Raw genomic sequence first — 17,328 nt, forward strand, 5'->3', positions numbered from 1 at the left:
CTTTTCGAGAAAAATTGATTCAGCCCGATTTGGGTGTAATTCATCTTCCGGGAAATTCCGTCTTGATCCTGACGCGAAAAGGTTCGCGTCTTATCCTTAGGGGGGTCATTGATGGTTCCGCGGACGAGAATCGGGTTTCTTTGTGCTGGCATCGCGCTGTCGGCGTTGGCGTGGTCGCAGCCGGCATTCGCGCAGGACAGCTCCACCGCCGCATCGCGGCAGGCAAGCTTTTCCATCGCCGAGCAGCCGCTCGGCCAAGCTGCCATCCAGTTTTCGCAGCAGGCCGGCATCCAGTTGGTCATCGATGCGGGTGTCGCTGATGGCGTGGTGGCGCGCCCGGTATCGGGAACGATGTCGATCGCCGAGGCTGTATCGCGGATGCTCTCTGGCACCGGCTTGACGTGGCGCTATCTCAATGATCGCACGATTACGATCGAGCGCGTGTCGGCGGATGGCGGCGAGCGCGTGCTCGGCGCGGTGCGGGTGCAGGGATCGCAGGACGGCGGCAGCAGCCTGGCTGGGTCGACGCCGGTCAATGGGATTAACGGGTCGCGGGATGTGACGGCAACAGAAGGCACCGGGAGCTACACCTCCGGTGCGCTGACGGTAGGCTCCAAGGCCGCGGCGAGCATCAAGGATACGCCCTTCTCCGTTTCCGTGCTGAGCAGCCAGCAGCTCCAGGATCAGAATATCACCGGTATCAAGGATGCCATGGAACGGCTTCCTGGCGTCATTTCGCAATTGAATGGCGACACAGCGCACCCTCAATTCTTCTCTCGTGGTTTTGAGATTACGACGTTTCAGATCGATGGCGGTGCCGGTCTGCAGACGTCCAACAACAGCGCAAGCCCTTATGGAATGGTCCAATATTATGGGGGTACGTTTATCCCACAGATGGACATGTCATTATACGACCATATAGAAATCATCCGCGGGGCTGCAGGAACGTTTAACGGTTTTGGTGATCCGGGTGGGGTCGTCAATCTTGTGCGCAAGAAGCCTCTGGATCACAAGCAATTGCTGGTCGACGCGCAGACTGGCTCGTATGGCCTGCTCAGGCTGTCGGTCGATCTAGCCGGGCCGTTGGGTCTGGATGGCGGGCTTCGCGGGCGAGTGATCGCCACGCATCAAGATAACGGCTACTTTTACGATGTCGTCAAACATCGCACGGATTTGGTGTCCGCGACAGTTGAAGTTGACTTAACGCCGACCACCCTTCTTTCGATAGGAGCGAGCTATGACAAGCAAGACGGTGGAATTTGGAGTGGCGGCTTAGTTCGCTATATCGACGGCACCAAATTGACGGTACCCCGATCTACCTGCCTTTGCCTGCCTTGGGCGCATTTTAATACAAAGACAGCCGAGTTATTTGGCCAGATTGACAAAAGAATAGGGAAAGACTGGACACTCAAATTCAAGACCACGTATCAACGACAGGTTCAAGATCAGGTGAGCGCATTTGTCGGCGGGCCTTATAATCCCGATTCACTATCGGCTGATCACACATTGCTTACTTTGGACGGATCGCAACATAATCCTATCGTTCGATGGGTGAACGAATTCACGCTCGATGGACGCTTCAAATTTCTTGGACAAATACAGAGCTTAGTGATTGGCGGAAACATCGCTACGAATACTAGGACTGGTGGGAGGGAATATGCCGGAGCAAGTTGGTTGCCGGATGATCCATACGCAAACCAAATAATAGTCAATCCATTGACTTTCAATCCATATGATCCAGCATATTCATACCGAGGTAATGGCGATCTACAGTATAAATACAACGGCGATATGATAAGAACTGTTACTATATTTGCGAGGGGAGATTTTTCGCCATTCAAGAAATTTCATATAACATACGGTATGAATTTCACATCAACAAAAAATAACTTTAAGCAAAATGAATATTGTACGACTCTTGATATCCAAGGCGGGTTAGATTGCGTAAGAGGGGATCTTCTGCCGATCGGGTTAAATCGCCATTTCAATAATCCAGGAAAGTCGACAATTTCCTGGCCGCCAAGTCTTTCATTTCGGTACGATCTGCGGCGTGATATGGCGGTCTATGGAACGTACGCTGACATATATGTTGATCAATCCCAATCGCTGGATCGTAACAACAATCCTCTCGGCCCGGTAACTGGTGGAAATTTTGAGGGCGGTTGGAAATGGTCGCCACGAGGTGGCAAGATTAACATAAATATCTCTGGATATTATATCCGGCAGAAAAATTTTGCTATAGCGGACTGTCATAATTCGTGGGAGCCGGATAACGGCACTCCATTGTGCACATACGCGACGCAGGGCGGTGTCGAGACGGTGGGCTCTCTCACAAGCTGCTGCTACAAACAGGATCCTTCGGTGGAGCGCTTGAGCTACGGCACAGATTTTGAGATATCGGGCGAAGTCGCGCGCCGTTGGCAGGTGGCGGTGAGTTATTCCTTCAACAAGAATGAATATCGTGATCCCAATCGTCAATTAGACCCAGTGACGGGGCGGCCCGATCCTTTGCAAAGCTTTTCGCCTAGGCATCTTTTCAAGATTTGGTCGGACTACGAATTTTCAGATGAGTCAGCCCTGCGTGGATTGCGTTTGAATCTAGGCGTGCAGGGGCAGAGCATCACCTTCGTGTCGACAAGTTATTGTTCTGTCTTGGCTAGGACGGATTCTGGGGTGCAATATTGTGCTCGGAACGTTCCGGTCCATTTCACGGATCCCGGTCACGTGGTTTTTGCGCTCGGTGGTTCGTACAAAATCAACCGGACGTTGCAATTGCAGTTCAATGTCGAGAATCTGTTCGACAAGAATTACTATGCCCAGGTCGGAGGCACGGGCGGAGGGAATTTTTACGGGGCGCCACGAAACTTTTCGCTTACGTTGCGCGGCAAATTCTGAGGCCTGTCTGGCGCGATATAAACGGCCTCCGAGGCGTTGCCTCGGAGGCTTTTTCTCGTTGAGTGCGCTCAATTTGATTGCTCTTTGGCGCTAGCACTGTGGCTCTTCTTCGTAATGATTTGCCTCCAGAATTGATCTTGAATTGAGGTTGTGGCCATTCAGGTGTCGTATATGCTGGCTCACAGTCACTTCTGCGTATAATGCTCAGACGCGCTGCGTGTGCTCCGCCATTGTAAGGTGGTCGTCGAAAAATCGTTTTTCTCTTGCGGCGGGGCACTCGGCTGCCCGTTTCTCATCGTCACCATCAAAACGGCGACGTTGAAGGATGAGCGAAATGACCTCTCAGAGCGTAGTCCCTGCGCTGTTTCCGAATTATCGGCCGGCTGCGCCGATCGCCGACTTTTTGCCTTCGCAGCAGCGCGCCTTGGAGCGTCTCCGGCGTGCCGGCCAAGTGGCGCCGCTCGTGTCCGTTTCCGGTGGCGCCGCAATGGGAAAAAGCGCGATTATGCGGCGCTATGCGCGAGAGACACGGGCGGCGTTTCTGGACGGCGATCTCTACATAAATCGTGCCGAACGCAGCGATCCCTCCAAATTCGATCACGTGCTCTATGATTTGATCGACGTCCGGCTTCGGAAGGGCGTGCCCGTCGTCGTAGATGGGATCAGAGACTTCATGCCGCGGCCGGTCTTCGGGCTGATGATGCATCACTTCAAGGACGTGGCTCTCAAGCGGGGCGTGCCGCTGGTGATGGAATCCGTCGACGACGAAGCCGCTATCCAGGTCAAGATTCCCGCCTTGTTGGCAGAAGATTATGAGGCCTATTTTGCGGCGCGGTTCGGCGGTAAAGCTGTTTCGGGGATCGATTTTCCGCTGGTGCATGAGGCGGCTGCCGGTCTCGATCTCTACCAGCTCGACTTCCTGGCCAATTTAATGGAAGTCGAGGGGCTGACGACCGCCCAAATGATCGCTTGCTTGGAGCGTGACGTCTTGAAGGCGAATTTGCGCCTACGCGAGGTGGAGGCGTTGAGCTTCGACAGCTTGCCGGGATCGGAGCATATTGCCGAGGCGCTCGAAACCCACATTATCCTGCCGTTCGAGAACAAGGTGCTGGCGCGCGAGCTCGATCTCAAGCCGCGCCGCGGCGTCCTGCTCTATGGACCTCCGGGCACCGGCAAGACCAGCATCGGCCGGGCACTCGCGCACCGCATGCAGGGCCGTTTCTTCCTCATCGATGGTTCGGTCATCACCGAGCCGCCGTCATATTTTTTCGGGGGTGTCGAGGGTATCATCGCGCAGGCGAAGAAGAATGCGCCGTGCGTGTTGTTCATCGACGATGCGGACGTGCTGTTCCAGATCGAGCATATCGCCGGCCTGCAGCGGTATCTTCTGTCGCTGCTCGATGGTCTCGAAAGCGAGACGGCAAGCCATGTCTGCGTGATGATGACGGCGATGGACGCCAAGAAGGTGCCCGAGCCGCTCCTGCGCTCGGGCCGCGTCGAGCTCTGGCTCGAAACCAAGGCGCCTGACGAAGTTACCCGCGGACGCATCCTGGAACGCTGGATGGCAGCCGACATGCCCGGCCGTGAGGATATCGACTATCCTGCGCTCGCCAGGCTGACCCAGGGCTTCACGCCGGCCGACCTCCGGCGCCTCGCGAGCGATGCCAAGCTGCTCTACGCATCCGACCTCGTCGCCAAACGCCCGATCGCCGACGCCAATCGCTATCTCGAACTGGCGATCGACGACCTCATCACGCTGCGCGCCACCATGGCCGAGCGACTGGACGATGCGACCCTCAAGGTCGCCTGAAGAGGATTTCTCCCATGAACGCTCACACCCTTGTTCGCGAGGAGCCGCCGGCTGCCAGCGAGATCGTCATCAACGATCCCCTCGCCGCTCTCTCCCCCAGCCAGGCCGCTGCCCTCGCGGAAATCGAACGTATCGCCCAAGCCTCGCCGGTTATCAGTCTGTCGGGGCGTGGGGGTAGCGGCAAGTCGACGATTATCCGCGCGTTCCTTCAGAAATATGAAGCCGAAGTGGTTTCGATCTCCGACTTCCTCGATGAAATGGAACTCGTGGAGCCCGGCCAGATGGGCGACCGCGCCTATGTCGCGGTGAACTCGGCGCTTGACCGGTCGGATCTGGTCGTAGTGCCGGATGGAGCGATCTTTCGGGGCGGGCTGCTCATCACGCAATTGCGGGCGATCCATGCCCGCGTCAGGCGGGAAGGGAAGCGCCTGATCTGCCGCGATCTTGCTGCGATGGGGCCTAACGGATTTGGGAACGGTGCGCGTCAGGTGGACGTGCCTGCCTTTACCGCGGACGATTATGAAGCGATCATCGACAACATCCTCGGCGGAGGACGTGTGGCGGGAGTGGATTTCGATCTGGTCTTCCGGGATGCTCCGCTGCTTTCGGGATACGATTTGCGATTGCTGTCGGGGCTTCTTCCCCAAGAGGGGAAGATAAACACCGGACAGGTCGTTGCCGTGCTTCATCAGCATATCTTGCGGTCCAATGTTCGGATCAAGGAAGTCGAAGAATTGACCTTCGACTCATTGCCAGGTGCCGAACATATCGCTGCCAAGCTCGAGACGCACATCATCCTGCCGCTCGAAAATGCCGAATTGGCGCGCAAGCTCGATATCCGGCCCAAGCGCGGTGTTTTGCTCTACGGTCCTCCCGGGACTGGAAAGACCAGCATCGGTCGCGCGCTGGCGCACCGGATGAAGGGGAAGTTCTTCCTGATCGACGGAAGCTTTCCCACCGAGCCGCCGCTCAATTTCTTCGGTGCTGTCCAGAGCGTCGTCCGTGAGGCGCTCGAAAACGCGCCGTGTGTGCTCTTCATCGACGACGCGGACGTGTTGTTCGGCATCGAGCATATCGCCGGCTTCTCGCGCTACCTTCTCAGTCTGCTCGACGGCGTCGAGAGCGAGGCCATCAACAAGGTCTGCCTGATGATGACTGCGATGGATGCGCGCAAAGTGCCGGCGCCGATCTTGCGCTCCGGGCGGGTCGAGCTCTGGCTCGAGACGCGGCCGCCGGACGCCAATGTGAGGGCGGCGATTCTCAAGCGTTGGATCAATCCTGCGCTGCCGGGTGTCGACGACATGGATTATCTGCCGGTGGCGGAGCGGGCGGAAGGATTTACGCCCGCCGACCTGCGGCGGGTCGTCGCCGACGCCATGGCCTTTTTCGCTGCCGACCGACTCAGCGGACGGCCGATCAATGAGGCCGCGGGCTATTTGGTCCGTGCCATCGACGAAATCCGCGATAGCCGGGGACGCATGGCCGACAATCTCGGCGATGAAAGCCTCAGGCTCGCCGATACGCCCATGCGGGGGAAGTATGCGGCCGGGATTGGTGGGCTCGTCGAGACGAACAGCACCTGCCAACTGATTGGGTGGTAAGATGACATCGGTACAATCGCATATCCTGCCCTTGGTCGAGGGCATGCCGCTATACCCTGCTCAGCGTTCGGCGCTGGAGCAACTGGAGGAGATGAAAACCCGGTTCAACGTCTTCGCGTTCATCGGATCGCGCGGCTTTGGTGTTTCCCGCACCCTGACGGAGTTCGCTACTCGTCATGGTGCGACGCTCCTTGACGCGGGAGACTATTTCTCCCGTTTCCAGAAGACGGCGGAAGATCGTTGGGACGAGCGGGTCAAGCAATTTATCGACGAAGCATTCGATCGATCTGACATCCTTATTTTGGACGATTTTCCGTTCCTGGAACACCAGGTTGCACAACGAGTCGATCGAGAAGGCTTCATCGCCAGCGCGATCCCTGGGTGGCGCCGTCGCGCGACCGAGGAAGGCAAGACACTCATTCTTGCCGGTGGCTATGGTTCCAACAGGGGCGAGAGCGAGTTCGAGATTCAGTGGAGCCTGGAGAATACCTATATTCTCGACCCCGGTCAGATCGTTACGCTCAATCAAGATTGTCTCGGCCTTGGTGACTTCAGGGCAATTATCGAAAACCATGCCGGGGCCGAACTCTGTGCCGGCGTCGATTTCGAGACCTTGTTTTTCTCCTTTCCCGGGCTGGCGCCGCGGCAATTGGCGCTCGCTGGTAGCCTGGCGAAATTGGCCGGTGCCTCGGACACGGCCGCCTTTGCCGATATCATCGGCAATTCGGTGACGCGTTCCAACGTCCGTCTGTCGGAAGTCGAGAATCTCGCCTTCGAGGACTTGCCCGGATCGGAACACATCGCAGAAACACTCGAGACGCATGTCGTCCTGCCGTTCGAGCGGCCGGAGGTGGCGCGCAGGCTCGGTATCAAGGCACGGCGCGGCGTGATGTTGTTCGGGCCGGCCGGGACGGGCAAGACCACGATGGGGCGCGCACTTGCTCACCGGATGAAGGGGAAATTCTTCGTCATCGATGGGACAGTCGCGACCGAGCCGGGGCATGCCTTTGCCGCGCGCGTCAATGCGATCATCGATCAGGCGAAAAAGAACGCGCCGTCCGTCCTGTTCATCGACGACGCCGACACGCTCTTCACCATCCCGCATGCGGTTGGAATGGTGCGGTCGCTCCTCTCGTTGCTCGACGGCGTCGAAAGCGACACCGCGGGCAAGGTGTGCGTCATGATGACGGTGATGGATGCGCGCAAAGTTCCCGACGCGATTCTACGCTCGGGTCGTGTCGAGCTCTGGCTGGAAACGGAATTTCCGCAAGCCCCGCTGCGTGCACGCATCCTCGCGCGGTGGATCGAGGCGCGGGGGGAAGGAGCATTCCCGCCGGGAGCTATCGATTATGACGAGTTCGCCGGCCTGACCGAGCGGTTCAACCCGGCCGACCTCAGACGCGTCGTCGGTGACGCGGCCCTCCTCTACGCGGCCGATCTGGCGGCTGGCACCCAGACCGGTTCGGCCAGCGACTATCTGCGGTCGGCAATCGACGAGCTGATAAAGGTCCGTCGGCGGATGTCCGACGTGCTCCAGGATCCATCGCTCCTGGCGGGCAAAAAGATCGAGGAATATCTGTGATGACCGTTGCTGAAAATAGCGTTCTGGCGCGCATTGCCAAGGCCGAGCCGGCCGGTGATGTCGTTCTTACGCCCGGCCAGGCCGGAGCGCTGGCCGAGCTCGAAAAGATGGCGGCGGCGTCGGCCGCGGTCGGCCTCTGGGGATTGCCCGGTGCAGGCAAAAGCACTGTCTTGCGGGCCTTTGCCGAACGGCATGGCGGGCAACTGGTCACCCTGGAAGAGATTGTCGGAGCGTTTCGATTGGCGCCGGGCGACGATCTCGATCGCCACATTTTTCTCTATGTCGCCAAGCGCCTCCAGGAAACGGACTTGCTCCTCGTCGACAGTGCCGAACTGTGGTCTGCCGAACTGGGGGCTCAGGGCGGGCTGATCGGTCGCAACTCCAACGTGGATTTGCTGTTTCGGCTCGCCGAGACCACTGGGCGTCGCCTGGTCCTCGCCGTGCGTCCATTCCCGGTCTCGGATGATTGGGGATTGGCGGCCCGCTTCAAACGAGACCATGTCGCCCTCGTCCAGGTGCCGCCCATGCGCCCTGCTGACTATGCAGCGTTTGCCGAGACGTATCTCGGGGAGCGAGTGGATCGGATCAACTTCCGGCAGGTGTTCGCCCAGTTCGGCTCGCTCACCGGATACCAGCTCCGGGCGATTTGTCGGACCGCGGCAAGCCATGACACGATCGATACACCATCGTTCATCGAAATCGTCGAAGAAATGGCGGTGCGTGACAGTCTCAACCTTGGCGAGGTCGAGCAGGTCACGTTCGAAAACATGCCTGGCACCGAGGCCTTGGCGCGCGTTCTCGATACGCATGTGGTGTTGCCGCTGACCAATGGCGAGCTCGCCGATCAGCTCGAACTGCGGGCCAAAAGGGGCGTGCTTCTCTACGGTCCGCCTGGGACGGGCAAGACCAGCATCGGGCGTGCGCTCGCACATCGGCTGAAGGGGCGGTTCTTCCTGATCGACGGGTCGGTGAAGACCGAGCCGGCTTATGCCTTTGCCGCCACCCTGCAATCGATCGCAGCCGAAGCAATGAAGCATTCTCCGTGCGTGCTGTTCATTGATGACGCCGATCTGCTGTTCGGGATTGCGCACGTAGCCGGTCTCACGCGTTACCTGTTGACGCTGCTCGATGGCCTTGTCGGCGACACGGCGAGCAAGGTCTGTGTGATGATGACGGCGATGGATCCACGCAAAATCCCGGAAGCCGTCCTGCGCTCCGGCCGCGTGGAGCTGTGGCTCGAGGTAAAACCAGCGGATTGCGAAACGCGATCGAAGATCCTGCGTCGTTGGATGAGCGATCTGCTGCCGGGTGTCGAGGACATCGATTACGAGCAGTTGGGCAGCCGCACCGAGGGATTCACGCCGGCCGACCTGCGACGCGTGGCTAGCGATGCGCGGACTTTCTATGCCGCCGACCGCGTCGTCGGGCGGCCGGTCGAAGAGGCCGGTGTCTACGTCGAAAAAGCGATCCAGGACTTGGTGGAAACGCGCCGGGCCATGGCGATCAATCTGTCGGATCCAAGCCTTCGCGTCGGGTGAGTATTTCCCGAGGCGAGGGCGGCGTTTGATCTCATATTGGATCACATCCCGGACATCTCGAAATTTGTCCCGAAGGGGAAGCAGAATGGAAATTACGTTCAAACCGCTTATCGCGGACCACGGCGTCGACGACAATCAACCGCAGCTGCTGCCGGCGCAGCAGCGTGTCTATGACAAGCTGGCTGCGGTGGCGAAGCCTGGCTCGGTGACCGCCCTTATCGGCAATGGCGGGTGCGGCAATACGACCGTCCTCAAGAAATTTGCGGACGACAACGGTCTCAATTTTCTCGACAAACAGAACCTCATCGACCTCTTCGAGGGTGAGACGTTCCATAAATATGGGAACGTGGTCCTCGAATATCTCAACGAGGAGCTGCGCCTTCACGGCAACCTCGTCATCGATTCCTTTGGCGAATGGGGCCCGCAGATCGGAAGCGTGTTCAAGCTCTTCCAACTCGGGATGGCCGATCTGCAAAAACGGGCGTTGCTCGAAGGCTACCGGCTGATCTTCGGTGCGGACTTTTCTGCCTGGGAATGGGCGCTCGACGGACGCGAAGTGTCGTCCGTTCAGCTCTTTGCGGAACCCTTTGGCGAAGAGGATTATCGCGCCTATTTTGCCGAGCGCTTCGGAGCAGATGCGATCACCGCGATCGATTTCGGTGTGGTGCACGACGCGGCCCCGGGGCTGGATCTTTACCAGATCAGCTTCTTGGCCAATTTGCTCGATGGCGCGGACTTGTCGACCGATAGCGTGATTACCAGTCTCGAGCGTGACGTGCTGAAGGCGAATTTGCGCCTTCGTGAGGTCGAGGCATTGAGCTTCGACAGCTTGCCGGGATCGGAGCATATCGCCGAGGCGCTCGAAACGCACATCATCCTGCCGTTCGAGAACAAGGTGCTGGCGCGCGAGCTCGACCTCAAGCCGCGTCGCGGCGTCCTGCTCTATGGACCGCCGGGCACCGGCAAGACCAGCATCGGCCGGGCGCTTGCGCACCGTATGCAGGGCCGCTTCTTCCTCATCGACGGTACCTTCGTAACCGAGCCGCCGGTCGCGTTTTTCGGCATGGTCGATCGTCTCATCGCGCAGGCGAAGAAGAATGCGCCGTGCGTGTTGTTCATCGACGATGCGGACGTGCTGTTCCAGATCGAGCATATCGCCGGCCTGCAGCGGTATCTTCTGTCGCTGCTCGATGGTCTCGAAAGCGAGACGGCAAGCCATGTCTGCGTGATGATGACGGCGATGGACGCCAAGAAGGTGCCCGAGCCGCTCCTGCGCTCGGGCCGCGTCGAGCTCTGGCTCGAAACCAAGGCGCCTGACGAAGTTACCCGCGGACGCATCCTGGAACGCTGGATGGCAGCCGACATGCCCGGCCGTGAGGATATCGACTATCCTGCGCTCGCCAGGCTGACCCAGGGCTTCACGCCGGCCGACCTCCGGCGCCTCGCGAGCGATGCCAAGCTGCTCTACGCATCCGACCTCGTCGCCAAACGCCCGATCGCCGACGCCAATCGCTATCTCGAACTGGCGATCGACGACCTCATCACGCTGCGCGCCACCATGGCCGAGCGACTGGACGATGCGACCCTCAAGGTCGCCTGAAGAGGATTTCTCCCATGAACGCTCACACCCTTGTTCGCGAGGAGCCGCCGGCTGCCAGCGAGATCGTCATCAACGATCCCCTCGCCGCTCTCTCCCCCAGCCAGGCCGCTGCTCTCGCGGAAATCGAACGTATAGCGCAGGCCTCGCCGATCGTGGGGCTTACCGGCCCAGCCGGCATCGGCAAATCGACGATCCTGCGGGCATTCGTTCAGAAACATAATGCGACGGTGATCGACGTCGAACATCTGCTTGAAGCGCTCGAACTGCGCGACGTAGAAAGCGGTTCGCGCGCGGTGTTTCGCGAGTTCGAGGCCCGGCTCGCCGAAGCGGATATTCTCGTCGTCGACAATCTGCGGACATTCACGCGTTTTGTGAACGGGCTGAGCGGGTCCTTGGTCGGCGTATTCCTGCGGCTTTTCATGTCCAAGGTCAGGCTCTCGGGCAAGCGCTTCATTTTCACCGCATCGACCTGGGATCTCGACCAATATGGCGCGAAGGTACAGCGGGTCGCGATCGAACCGTTCGATGTCGAGGATTATCGGGCCATCTTGGCGAGCCGAATGGGTAGAGACGCGATCGCTGGCCTCGATGTCGAAACCCTGTTCGAGACCGCCGGCGGATTGAATGGGCGTGACCTTGCGATCTTGGCCGCTGCTCTGAGAGAGCAGAAGGCGCCTAGCACGCAAGATGCTGTTGCAGCGCTGCTGAAGCATGTCTTGCGCACCAACGTGCGCACCGAGCAGGTCGAAGCCTTGTCGTTCGCGTCCCTTCCGGGCGCCGAACACATCGCGGCCAAGCTCGAAACGCATATTATCCTGCCGCTCGAACACCCCGAGCTGGCACGTGAGCTGGATATTCGCCCGAAGCGCGGCGTGTTGCTGTATGGGCCGCCGGGCACCGGCAAGACCAGTATCGGCCGCGCGCTTGCGCACCGGATGCAGGGCAAGTTCTTCCTGATCGACGGCAGCTTCTCGACCGATCCGCCGACCGCGTTCTTCGGGCGGGTCAAGCAGATCGTCGAGGATGCGATTGCCAATGCGCCCTGCGTGCTGTTCGTCGACGATGCCGATGTCCTCTTCGACATCGTCAACATCTCGGGCTTCGCGCGCTATCTGCTGAGCATGCTCGACGGCATGGAGAGCGAGAGCGTCGACAAGGTTTGCCTGATGATGACCGCCATGGACGCCAGCAAGGTGCCTTCGGCGATCCTTCGTTCCGGGCGGGTGGAACTTTGGCTCGAGACGCGTCCGCCTGACGTTGCAACCCGTGCGGAAATCCTGAAGCGTTGGCGCAACGACGAACTGCCCGGCGCGGCTGCTATTGACTATATGGCGGTCGCCGAGCGCGCGGAGAATTTCAATCCGGCCGATCTGCGGCGCGTGATGGCTGATGCCATGGCCTATTTCGCGGCTGACGAAGTTGCCGGACGGCCAACCCAGACCGGTGACGCCTACCTGGTTCGGGCGATCGAGGAACTGATCGCGACGCGCAAGCGGATGGCCGAGTTGCTCCACGACGACAGCCTGCGGCTCGGCGGTTCGAAGAACCGTGACAAATATGCCATGGGGATCGGCGGCCTGGTTGAGGCAAGTTCCAGCTGCAGTCTCATCGGCTGGTGAACGAGCACACGCGGGGCGCCATAGCGCCCCGCATGATGCGGTTCTAGCAGACCTTGTGCGTTCCTATTGCGGGTAGAGCCGATCTTTAGGGGGCAAGGCATGAATGCGAGCCGCGGTGCAACCGTCCAGGCGCTCCATCTGTCCCGGGAGCTGGAGGCAGCGTACACCGAAAGCCATGCCGGGCTGGTGCGCTTCCTGGCTACCCGTCTCGATAGTCGGCATCACGCGGAAGATCTGGCGCAGGACCTGTTTCTTGCGCTTCCACGATTGTCCTGCGCCGAGCCGGTGCGCAGTCCCAAGAGCCTGCTGTTCCGGATCGCGCGCAACCTGGCGATCAACTTCAACGGCCAGGAAACGCGCCGCGCGGAAATCCGGGCAGCCAATGCCGATGTGCTTTGGACCGCCGTCGACGAGGTTACCCCGGAACGCCATCTGCTCGGTCAGGAGGCGCTCGATGCCATCAATGCCGCTATCGAGGCGCTCCCAGAGCGTACCCGGCAAATCCTCGCCTGGCGGCGCCTGGAAGGGTGCCGCAACGTCGACATCGCCGCGCGCTTGGGCATCTCCACGACTGCGGTGGAAAAGCATTTGCGGCATGCGATGACCGAGCTGGTCGCCGCCATCGATGCCTTGTCGAGCGAAGGATAGCCGTTGGCGGTTTTTCGATGGCATAAGGACGATCGCACTGGCTCGGGAATGGCGATGGGTGAGGATGACGACAAGGCTGCGAATGCGCGTCTTGCCGCGGCCGCCTGGGTCGAGCGCCTGACGTCGGTCAAGACACCTCGTACGTCCGACATTGTCGAACTCAAGGCGTGGCTTGCAGCCGATCCTCTGCATCGCCCCGCTTACGAACAGGCGCGCGCCTTGTGGGTGGAACTCGATCGAACCACGCTTGCGCGCCCGCGGCGGATGCCGCGCATGGCGGGCATGGCGATGGCGGCGAGCTTGGCGGCGGTCATGTGGTGGGGATGGCCCGCCGGCGATCTCGTGACGCCCCAAGGGCAGCTTCGGCAGGTTCGCCTCTCCGACGGAACCCAGGTCTGGCTCGACAGCGCAAGCGCGCTCGATGTGCGGATCGATGCCACGTCCCGCTCGATATGGTTGTTGAAAGGGCGCGCCGCGTTCGATGTCGCCAAGGATACGCGGCCATTTTCGGTTGTCGCGGGCGATGCGCGGATCACCGATATCGGAACCATGTTCTCGGTGGATCGGTCGGACGGCCTCACGGTCGATGTCAGCCGCGGCGCCGTCGACGTCGCGCGCGCCGGGCGCCATGTCGTGCTGAGCGGTGGCCAGGGGGCCGGGTTCGGCGACGGTGACGTTCGATTCTATCGCGTCGTCGACGATGCCTTCACCTGGCGGGATCATCGCCTGGTTCTCGACAATGTAAGGCTGAAGGACGCGCTTGCCGCGCTCGATCGATATTATCCGGGCCGGCTCATCCTTACTGCCAGCGATCTGGCCGGCAATCGCGTGAGCGGCACGTTGCGGGTCGACCGGCCTGAAGCCGCGCTCGAGACCTTGATGCGCAGCCAGCATTTGCGCGCGACCAAACTACCATGGTTGACCTTGGTTTCGCGCGACGACGAATGATTTTTAAAGGCCGCGGTTAGGTTTTTGGCGGCTCATCTGACTCCCCCATGACGTCCGATACAGGATCGGGCAGAATAAAGGGATTGGGGGGTTATGAACGTCGCAAGGAAAGCCTGCATCTCGTCATGCGTGTCGGTACTCGCGCTCGGAGGAGCCATGGTCGCCGGTGTCGCGATGCCGCTCGCCGCGCAGGCCCAGACAGATGCCGAGGCTGTGGTGACGGTCGATATTCCGGCAGGGAGCCTGGCCGAGGCGCTGAAGGTCTATTCCGCGCAGACGGGCGTCCAGCTCGTTTATTCGAGCGCGTTGGTCGATGGCATGCAGTCCTCCGGTGCGTCTGGAAAGATGTCTGCCAAGGAAGCGCTGTTTCGTATCCTCTCGGGGACCGGCCTGACCGCGCAGATGAACGGCGGCAGTGCGACCATCATGAAAGCCGATGCGTCGGCGGATGGCGGCGAGCGCGTGCTGGGCGCGGTGCGGGTCCAGGGATCGCAGGGCGGCGGCAGCAGCTTGGCCGGCTCGACGCCGGTCAACGGGATCAACGGATCGCGTGATGTGACCGCGACCGAGGGGACGGGGAGCTATACCTCCAACGCGCTGACGGTGGGGTCGAAGACGGCTCAGAGCATCAAGGACGTGCCGATGTCGGTGTCGGTGCTGACCGATCAGCAGATCAAGGACCAGAATATCACCAACCTGACCGACGCGATGCAGAATATGTCGGGCGTGACGGTCGCCAATGCGACCATCCCCGGGCAGGAGCAATATTACTCCCGCGGCTATCAGATCACGCAGGTCCAAATCGACGGCGGAGCGCCGCAGATCATTTCTGCCAGCGGAAATGTTGGTATAACGACTTATCGCCCGATCATTGACATGTCGCTTTATGACCATGTCGAATTGGTGCGGGGGGCGACCGGCACGTTCAACGGCTATGGCGATCCGTCAGGCGTGATCAATCTGGTGCGCAAGAAGCCGCTCGACCACCCGCAATTGCTACTCGATTTCGAGCTTGGTTCCTGGGGCCGGCACCGAGTGTCAGCTGACGTCTCGGAGCCACTCGCTTTCGGCGGCAAACTACGTGGGCGCTTCATCGCGACGCACCAGGACAACAATTACTTTTTCAAATACGTCCACAGCAATCTCAACATTCTGTCAGGCACGGTAGAATACGACCTGACACCCACGACCTTGGTCAGCGCCGGCGCGAATTATCAAACGCAGCGCCAGGATGGTGGCCGCACCGGTATTCCCCGCTATCTCGACGGGGCCCTCCTCAACGTGTCGCGTTCTACCAACTGGACCTTCCCTTGGGTCTTCGGCACGCAGGAGAACGTCGAATTCTACGGTCAGATAGATCAACGCATTGGTGATAAATGGACTCTGAGATTCAAGGGAACGCGTATTCGGCAGAAAGCTGTGAGCTACGATGCGCAAGTATCAGCAAGCTATATACCTCCTTCGGACATCGACCATTCGGTCTTTGCTCAATATCGCGGCGCTTCCTCGCCACGAACGAAGCAGACGCAGTTTGAGGTTACTGTGGATGGATCGTTCAGGCTATTCGGTCAGACCCAGAAGATTGTGCTCGGGGCCAATTATTCGATGGTTGATCAAGGAGGGAGTGCGACATATAATGGAGAGCAAACAACTGTTAATGGAGAAGTGGTCGGTATATTCGGTAAATATTATTTCGATCCATTTAATTTTGAACCGAACATTCTAGCCGAGCCATCAAACTATATGAATGTTAAAAGCAAAAATAGTTATATAGAAAAAAATGACATACGTAACATCAATGCTTACGTAAATTTTGAGATAACGCCGTTTTCGCGCTTGCATATCGTGTCTGGCATTCATTATTCTGCTTACCGTAGTCGGAGTTACGACTATAATCTCTGCACCCAACGCCTGGTCGATATCGGATTTTGTGCCGCGCTCGGGCTACAGCCAGATCCACACAATGGCGTGCTCTACAAAGGCAGCCAGTTCAGTTGGCCACCTTCAGTGGTTGCCAAATTCGATTTCTCATCTGATTTGGCGGTCTATGGCGGCTATACTGACATATATCAGGATCAGTCTTACCTGCGCACCAAAGATGGCTCGCCATTACCGCCGCTCACGGGTGGCAATTTCGAAGGTGGTCTGAAATGGCTTTCGCCGAGCAAGAAGCTCAATATCGCGTTTTCGGGGTACTACATCAGGAAGAAAAATTCGGCGATAGCGGTGTGCGACTATGACTCGTCGACCGATCTGCCACAATGCACCGGTTCGGGGTCAGGGCCGGCTTCGGGCGGAGCGCTCGTTGCTCAATCGAATTGCTGCTTCACAACAGATCCAAACTGGCGCGAGATCAGCTACGGCGTGGATTTGGAGGTATCCGGCGAGGTCCGCAAAGGTTGGCAGATCAGCGCCAGCTACAATTGGGGTCGGACGCTCGCCGCGCCCACGGCCGTGTATCCCGATGGAAAGCGGCAACCGCTTCAGAGCTTTCTCCCGCCCCAGCAGTTTCGCTTGTGGTCGACCTATGCATTTGACGATGGGTCCGCCTTAAAGGGACTGGTGCTGGGCCTTGGCGCCCGCGGGCAGACCAAGACCTTCGTGCAGACCTATTATTGTCCCATGGAGAGCGTCACGCCAACCGGGTGCGCGGTATCCGTATGGGACCATCCGGTTTATTTCATCGACCCCGGGCACGTCGTGCTCAACGCGAGCATCGGATACAGGATCAGCGACAAGCTTAGCCTGAATGTCGAAATCGAGAACCTGTTGGACAGGACCTACTTGGCGACCATTGGCGGACTTTCAGTCTCCAATTTCTACGGTACGCCTCGCAGTGCGATCCTTACGTTGCGCGGCAAGTTCTAGGGCGAGGCAAGCAAAGCGCGCCGGCGGGAGCCGGCGCGCTCCTTTTTTGTCAATGGGCGCGAATTTCGCGGCAATCACCAATCGGCCGCTTTCGATTCTTATGGTTTCCCATCGGTCAGCTCGTTCCTCATGATCGCTGCATAGGTTCGATGATTAGGCTGACGCACTCGATTGTCGGCCGCCAGGCCCTTGTTCAGCACCACCTCAGGGCAGCTGCTG

The 17,328-nt window shown here is 59.3% G+C and carries 10 protein-coding genes; all 10 read left to right on the plus strand.

Going from position 1 to position 17,328, the window contains the following annotated elements; all coding sequences use genetic code 11:
- The first annotated feature begins 111 nt into the window (after window positions 1-111).
- Window positions 112-2,895, plus strand: coding sequence for a TonB-dependent receptor (locus Q0L25_RS14545; protein ID WP_296615434.1), 2,784 nt, complete (start codon window positions 112-114; stop codon window positions 2,893-2,895).
- 505 nt (window positions 2,896-3,400) lie between these two features.
- Window positions 3,401-4,705, plus strand: a complete 1,305-nt coding sequence (locus tag Q0L25_RS14550; RefSeq protein ID WP_296615436.1) for an ATP-binding protein — start codon at window positions 3,401-3,403, stop codon at window positions 4,703-4,705.
- Window positions 4,706-4,932: 227 nt separating this feature from the next.
- Window positions 4,933-6,306, plus strand: a complete 1,374-nt coding sequence (locus Q0L25_RS14555; protein WP_296615438.1) for an ATP-binding protein — start codon at window positions 4,933-4,935, stop codon at window positions 6,304-6,306.
- A 1-nt stretch (window position 6,307) separates the two neighbouring features.
- Window positions 6,308-7,888, plus strand: a complete 1,581-nt coding sequence (locus tag Q0L25_RS14560) for an AAA family ATPase (protein WP_296615439.1) — start codon at window positions 6,308-6,310, stop codon at window positions 7,886-7,888.
- Window positions 7,888-9,426 (plus strand): AAA family ATPase, encoded by a 1,539-nt coding sequence (locus Q0L25_RS14565; RefSeq protein ID WP_296615441.1) that lies wholly within the window; start codon window positions 7,888-7,890, stop codon window positions 9,424-9,426. The genes Q0L25_RS14560 and Q0L25_RS14565 overlap by 1 nt, the downstream gene beginning before the upstream one ends.
- Window positions 9,427-9,511: 85 nt before the next feature.
- Window positions 9,512-11,026 carry an AAA family ATPase gene (locus Q0L25_RS14570; protein WP_296615442.1) on the plus strand — a complete coding sequence of 505 codons (1,515 nt, stop codon included), beginning with the start codon at window positions 9,512-9,514 and terminating at the stop codon, window positions 11,024-11,026.
- Window positions 11,027-11,040: 14 nt separating this feature from the next.
- Window positions 11,041-12,645, plus strand: a complete 1,605-nt coding sequence (locus Q0L25_RS14575; protein WP_296615444.1) for an ATP-binding protein — start codon at window positions 11,041-11,043, stop codon at window positions 12,643-12,645.
- A gap of 99 nt (window positions 12,646-12,744) precedes the next feature.
- The gene (locus Q0L25_RS14580; RefSeq protein ID WP_296615446.1) at window positions 12,745-13,293 is read left to right on the plus strand and encodes a sigma-70 family RNA polymerase sigma factor; all 549 of its coding nucleotides are present in this window, start codon (window positions 12,745-12,747) and stop codon (window positions 13,291-13,293) included.
- 3 nt (window positions 13,294-13,296) lie between these two features.
- Entirely contained in the window at window positions 13,297-14,241 is a 945-nt protein-coding gene (locus Q0L25_RS14585; protein ID WP_296615448.1) for a FecR family protein, read from the plus strand.
- Between the two features lie 156 nt (window positions 14,242-14,397).
- Window positions 14,398-17,109, plus strand: a complete 2,712-nt coding sequence (locus Q0L25_RS14590) for a TonB-dependent receptor (RefSeq protein WP_296615449.1) — start codon at window positions 14,398-14,400, stop codon at window positions 17,107-17,109.
- The last annotated feature ends 219 nt before the right edge of the window (window positions 17,110-17,328 follow it).

The sequence above is a fragment of the Sphingomonas sp. genome (assembly GCF_024508665.1).
In the GTDB taxonomy this organism is placed as follows: Bacteria; Pseudomonadota; Alphaproteobacteria; order Sphingomonadales; family Sphingomonadaceae; genus Sphingomonas.

What these genes read in the sequence shown, in the direction of transcription:
- Q0L25_RS14545 (WP_296615434.1), top strand. Translation starts at nt 112, where the DNA reads ATGGTTCCGCGGACGAGAATCGGGTTTCTTTGTGCTGGCATCGCGCTG.
- Q0L25_RS14550 (WP_296615436.1), top strand. Translation starts at nt 3,401, where the DNA reads ATGCGGCGCTATGCGCGAGAGACACGGGCGGCGTTTCTGGACGGCGAT.
- Q0L25_RS14560 (WP_296615439.1), top strand. Translation starts at nt 6,308, where the DNA reads ATGACATCGGTACAATCGCATATCCTGCCCTTGGTCGAGGGCATGCCG.
- Q0L25_RS14565 (WP_296615441.1), top strand. Translation starts at nt 7,888, where the DNA reads ATGACCGTTGCTGAAAATAGCGTTCTGGCGCGCATTGCCAAGGCCGAG.
- Q0L25_RS14570 (WP_296615442.1), top strand. Translation starts at nt 9,512, where the DNA reads ATGGAAATTACGTTCAAACCGCTTATCGCGGACCACGGCGTCGACGAC.
- Q0L25_RS14575 (WP_296615444.1), top strand. Translation starts at nt 11,041, where the DNA reads ATGAACGCTCACACCCTTGTTCGCGAGGAGCCGCCGGCTGCCAGCGAG.
- Q0L25_RS14580 (WP_296615446.1), top strand. Translation starts at nt 12,745, where the DNA reads ATGAATGCGAGCCGCGGTGCAACCGTCCAGGCGCTCCATCTGTCCCGG.
- Q0L25_RS14590 (WP_296615449.1), top strand. Translation starts at nt 14,398, where the DNA reads ATGGTCGCCGGTGTCGCGATGCCGCTCGCCGCGCAGGCCCAGACAGAT.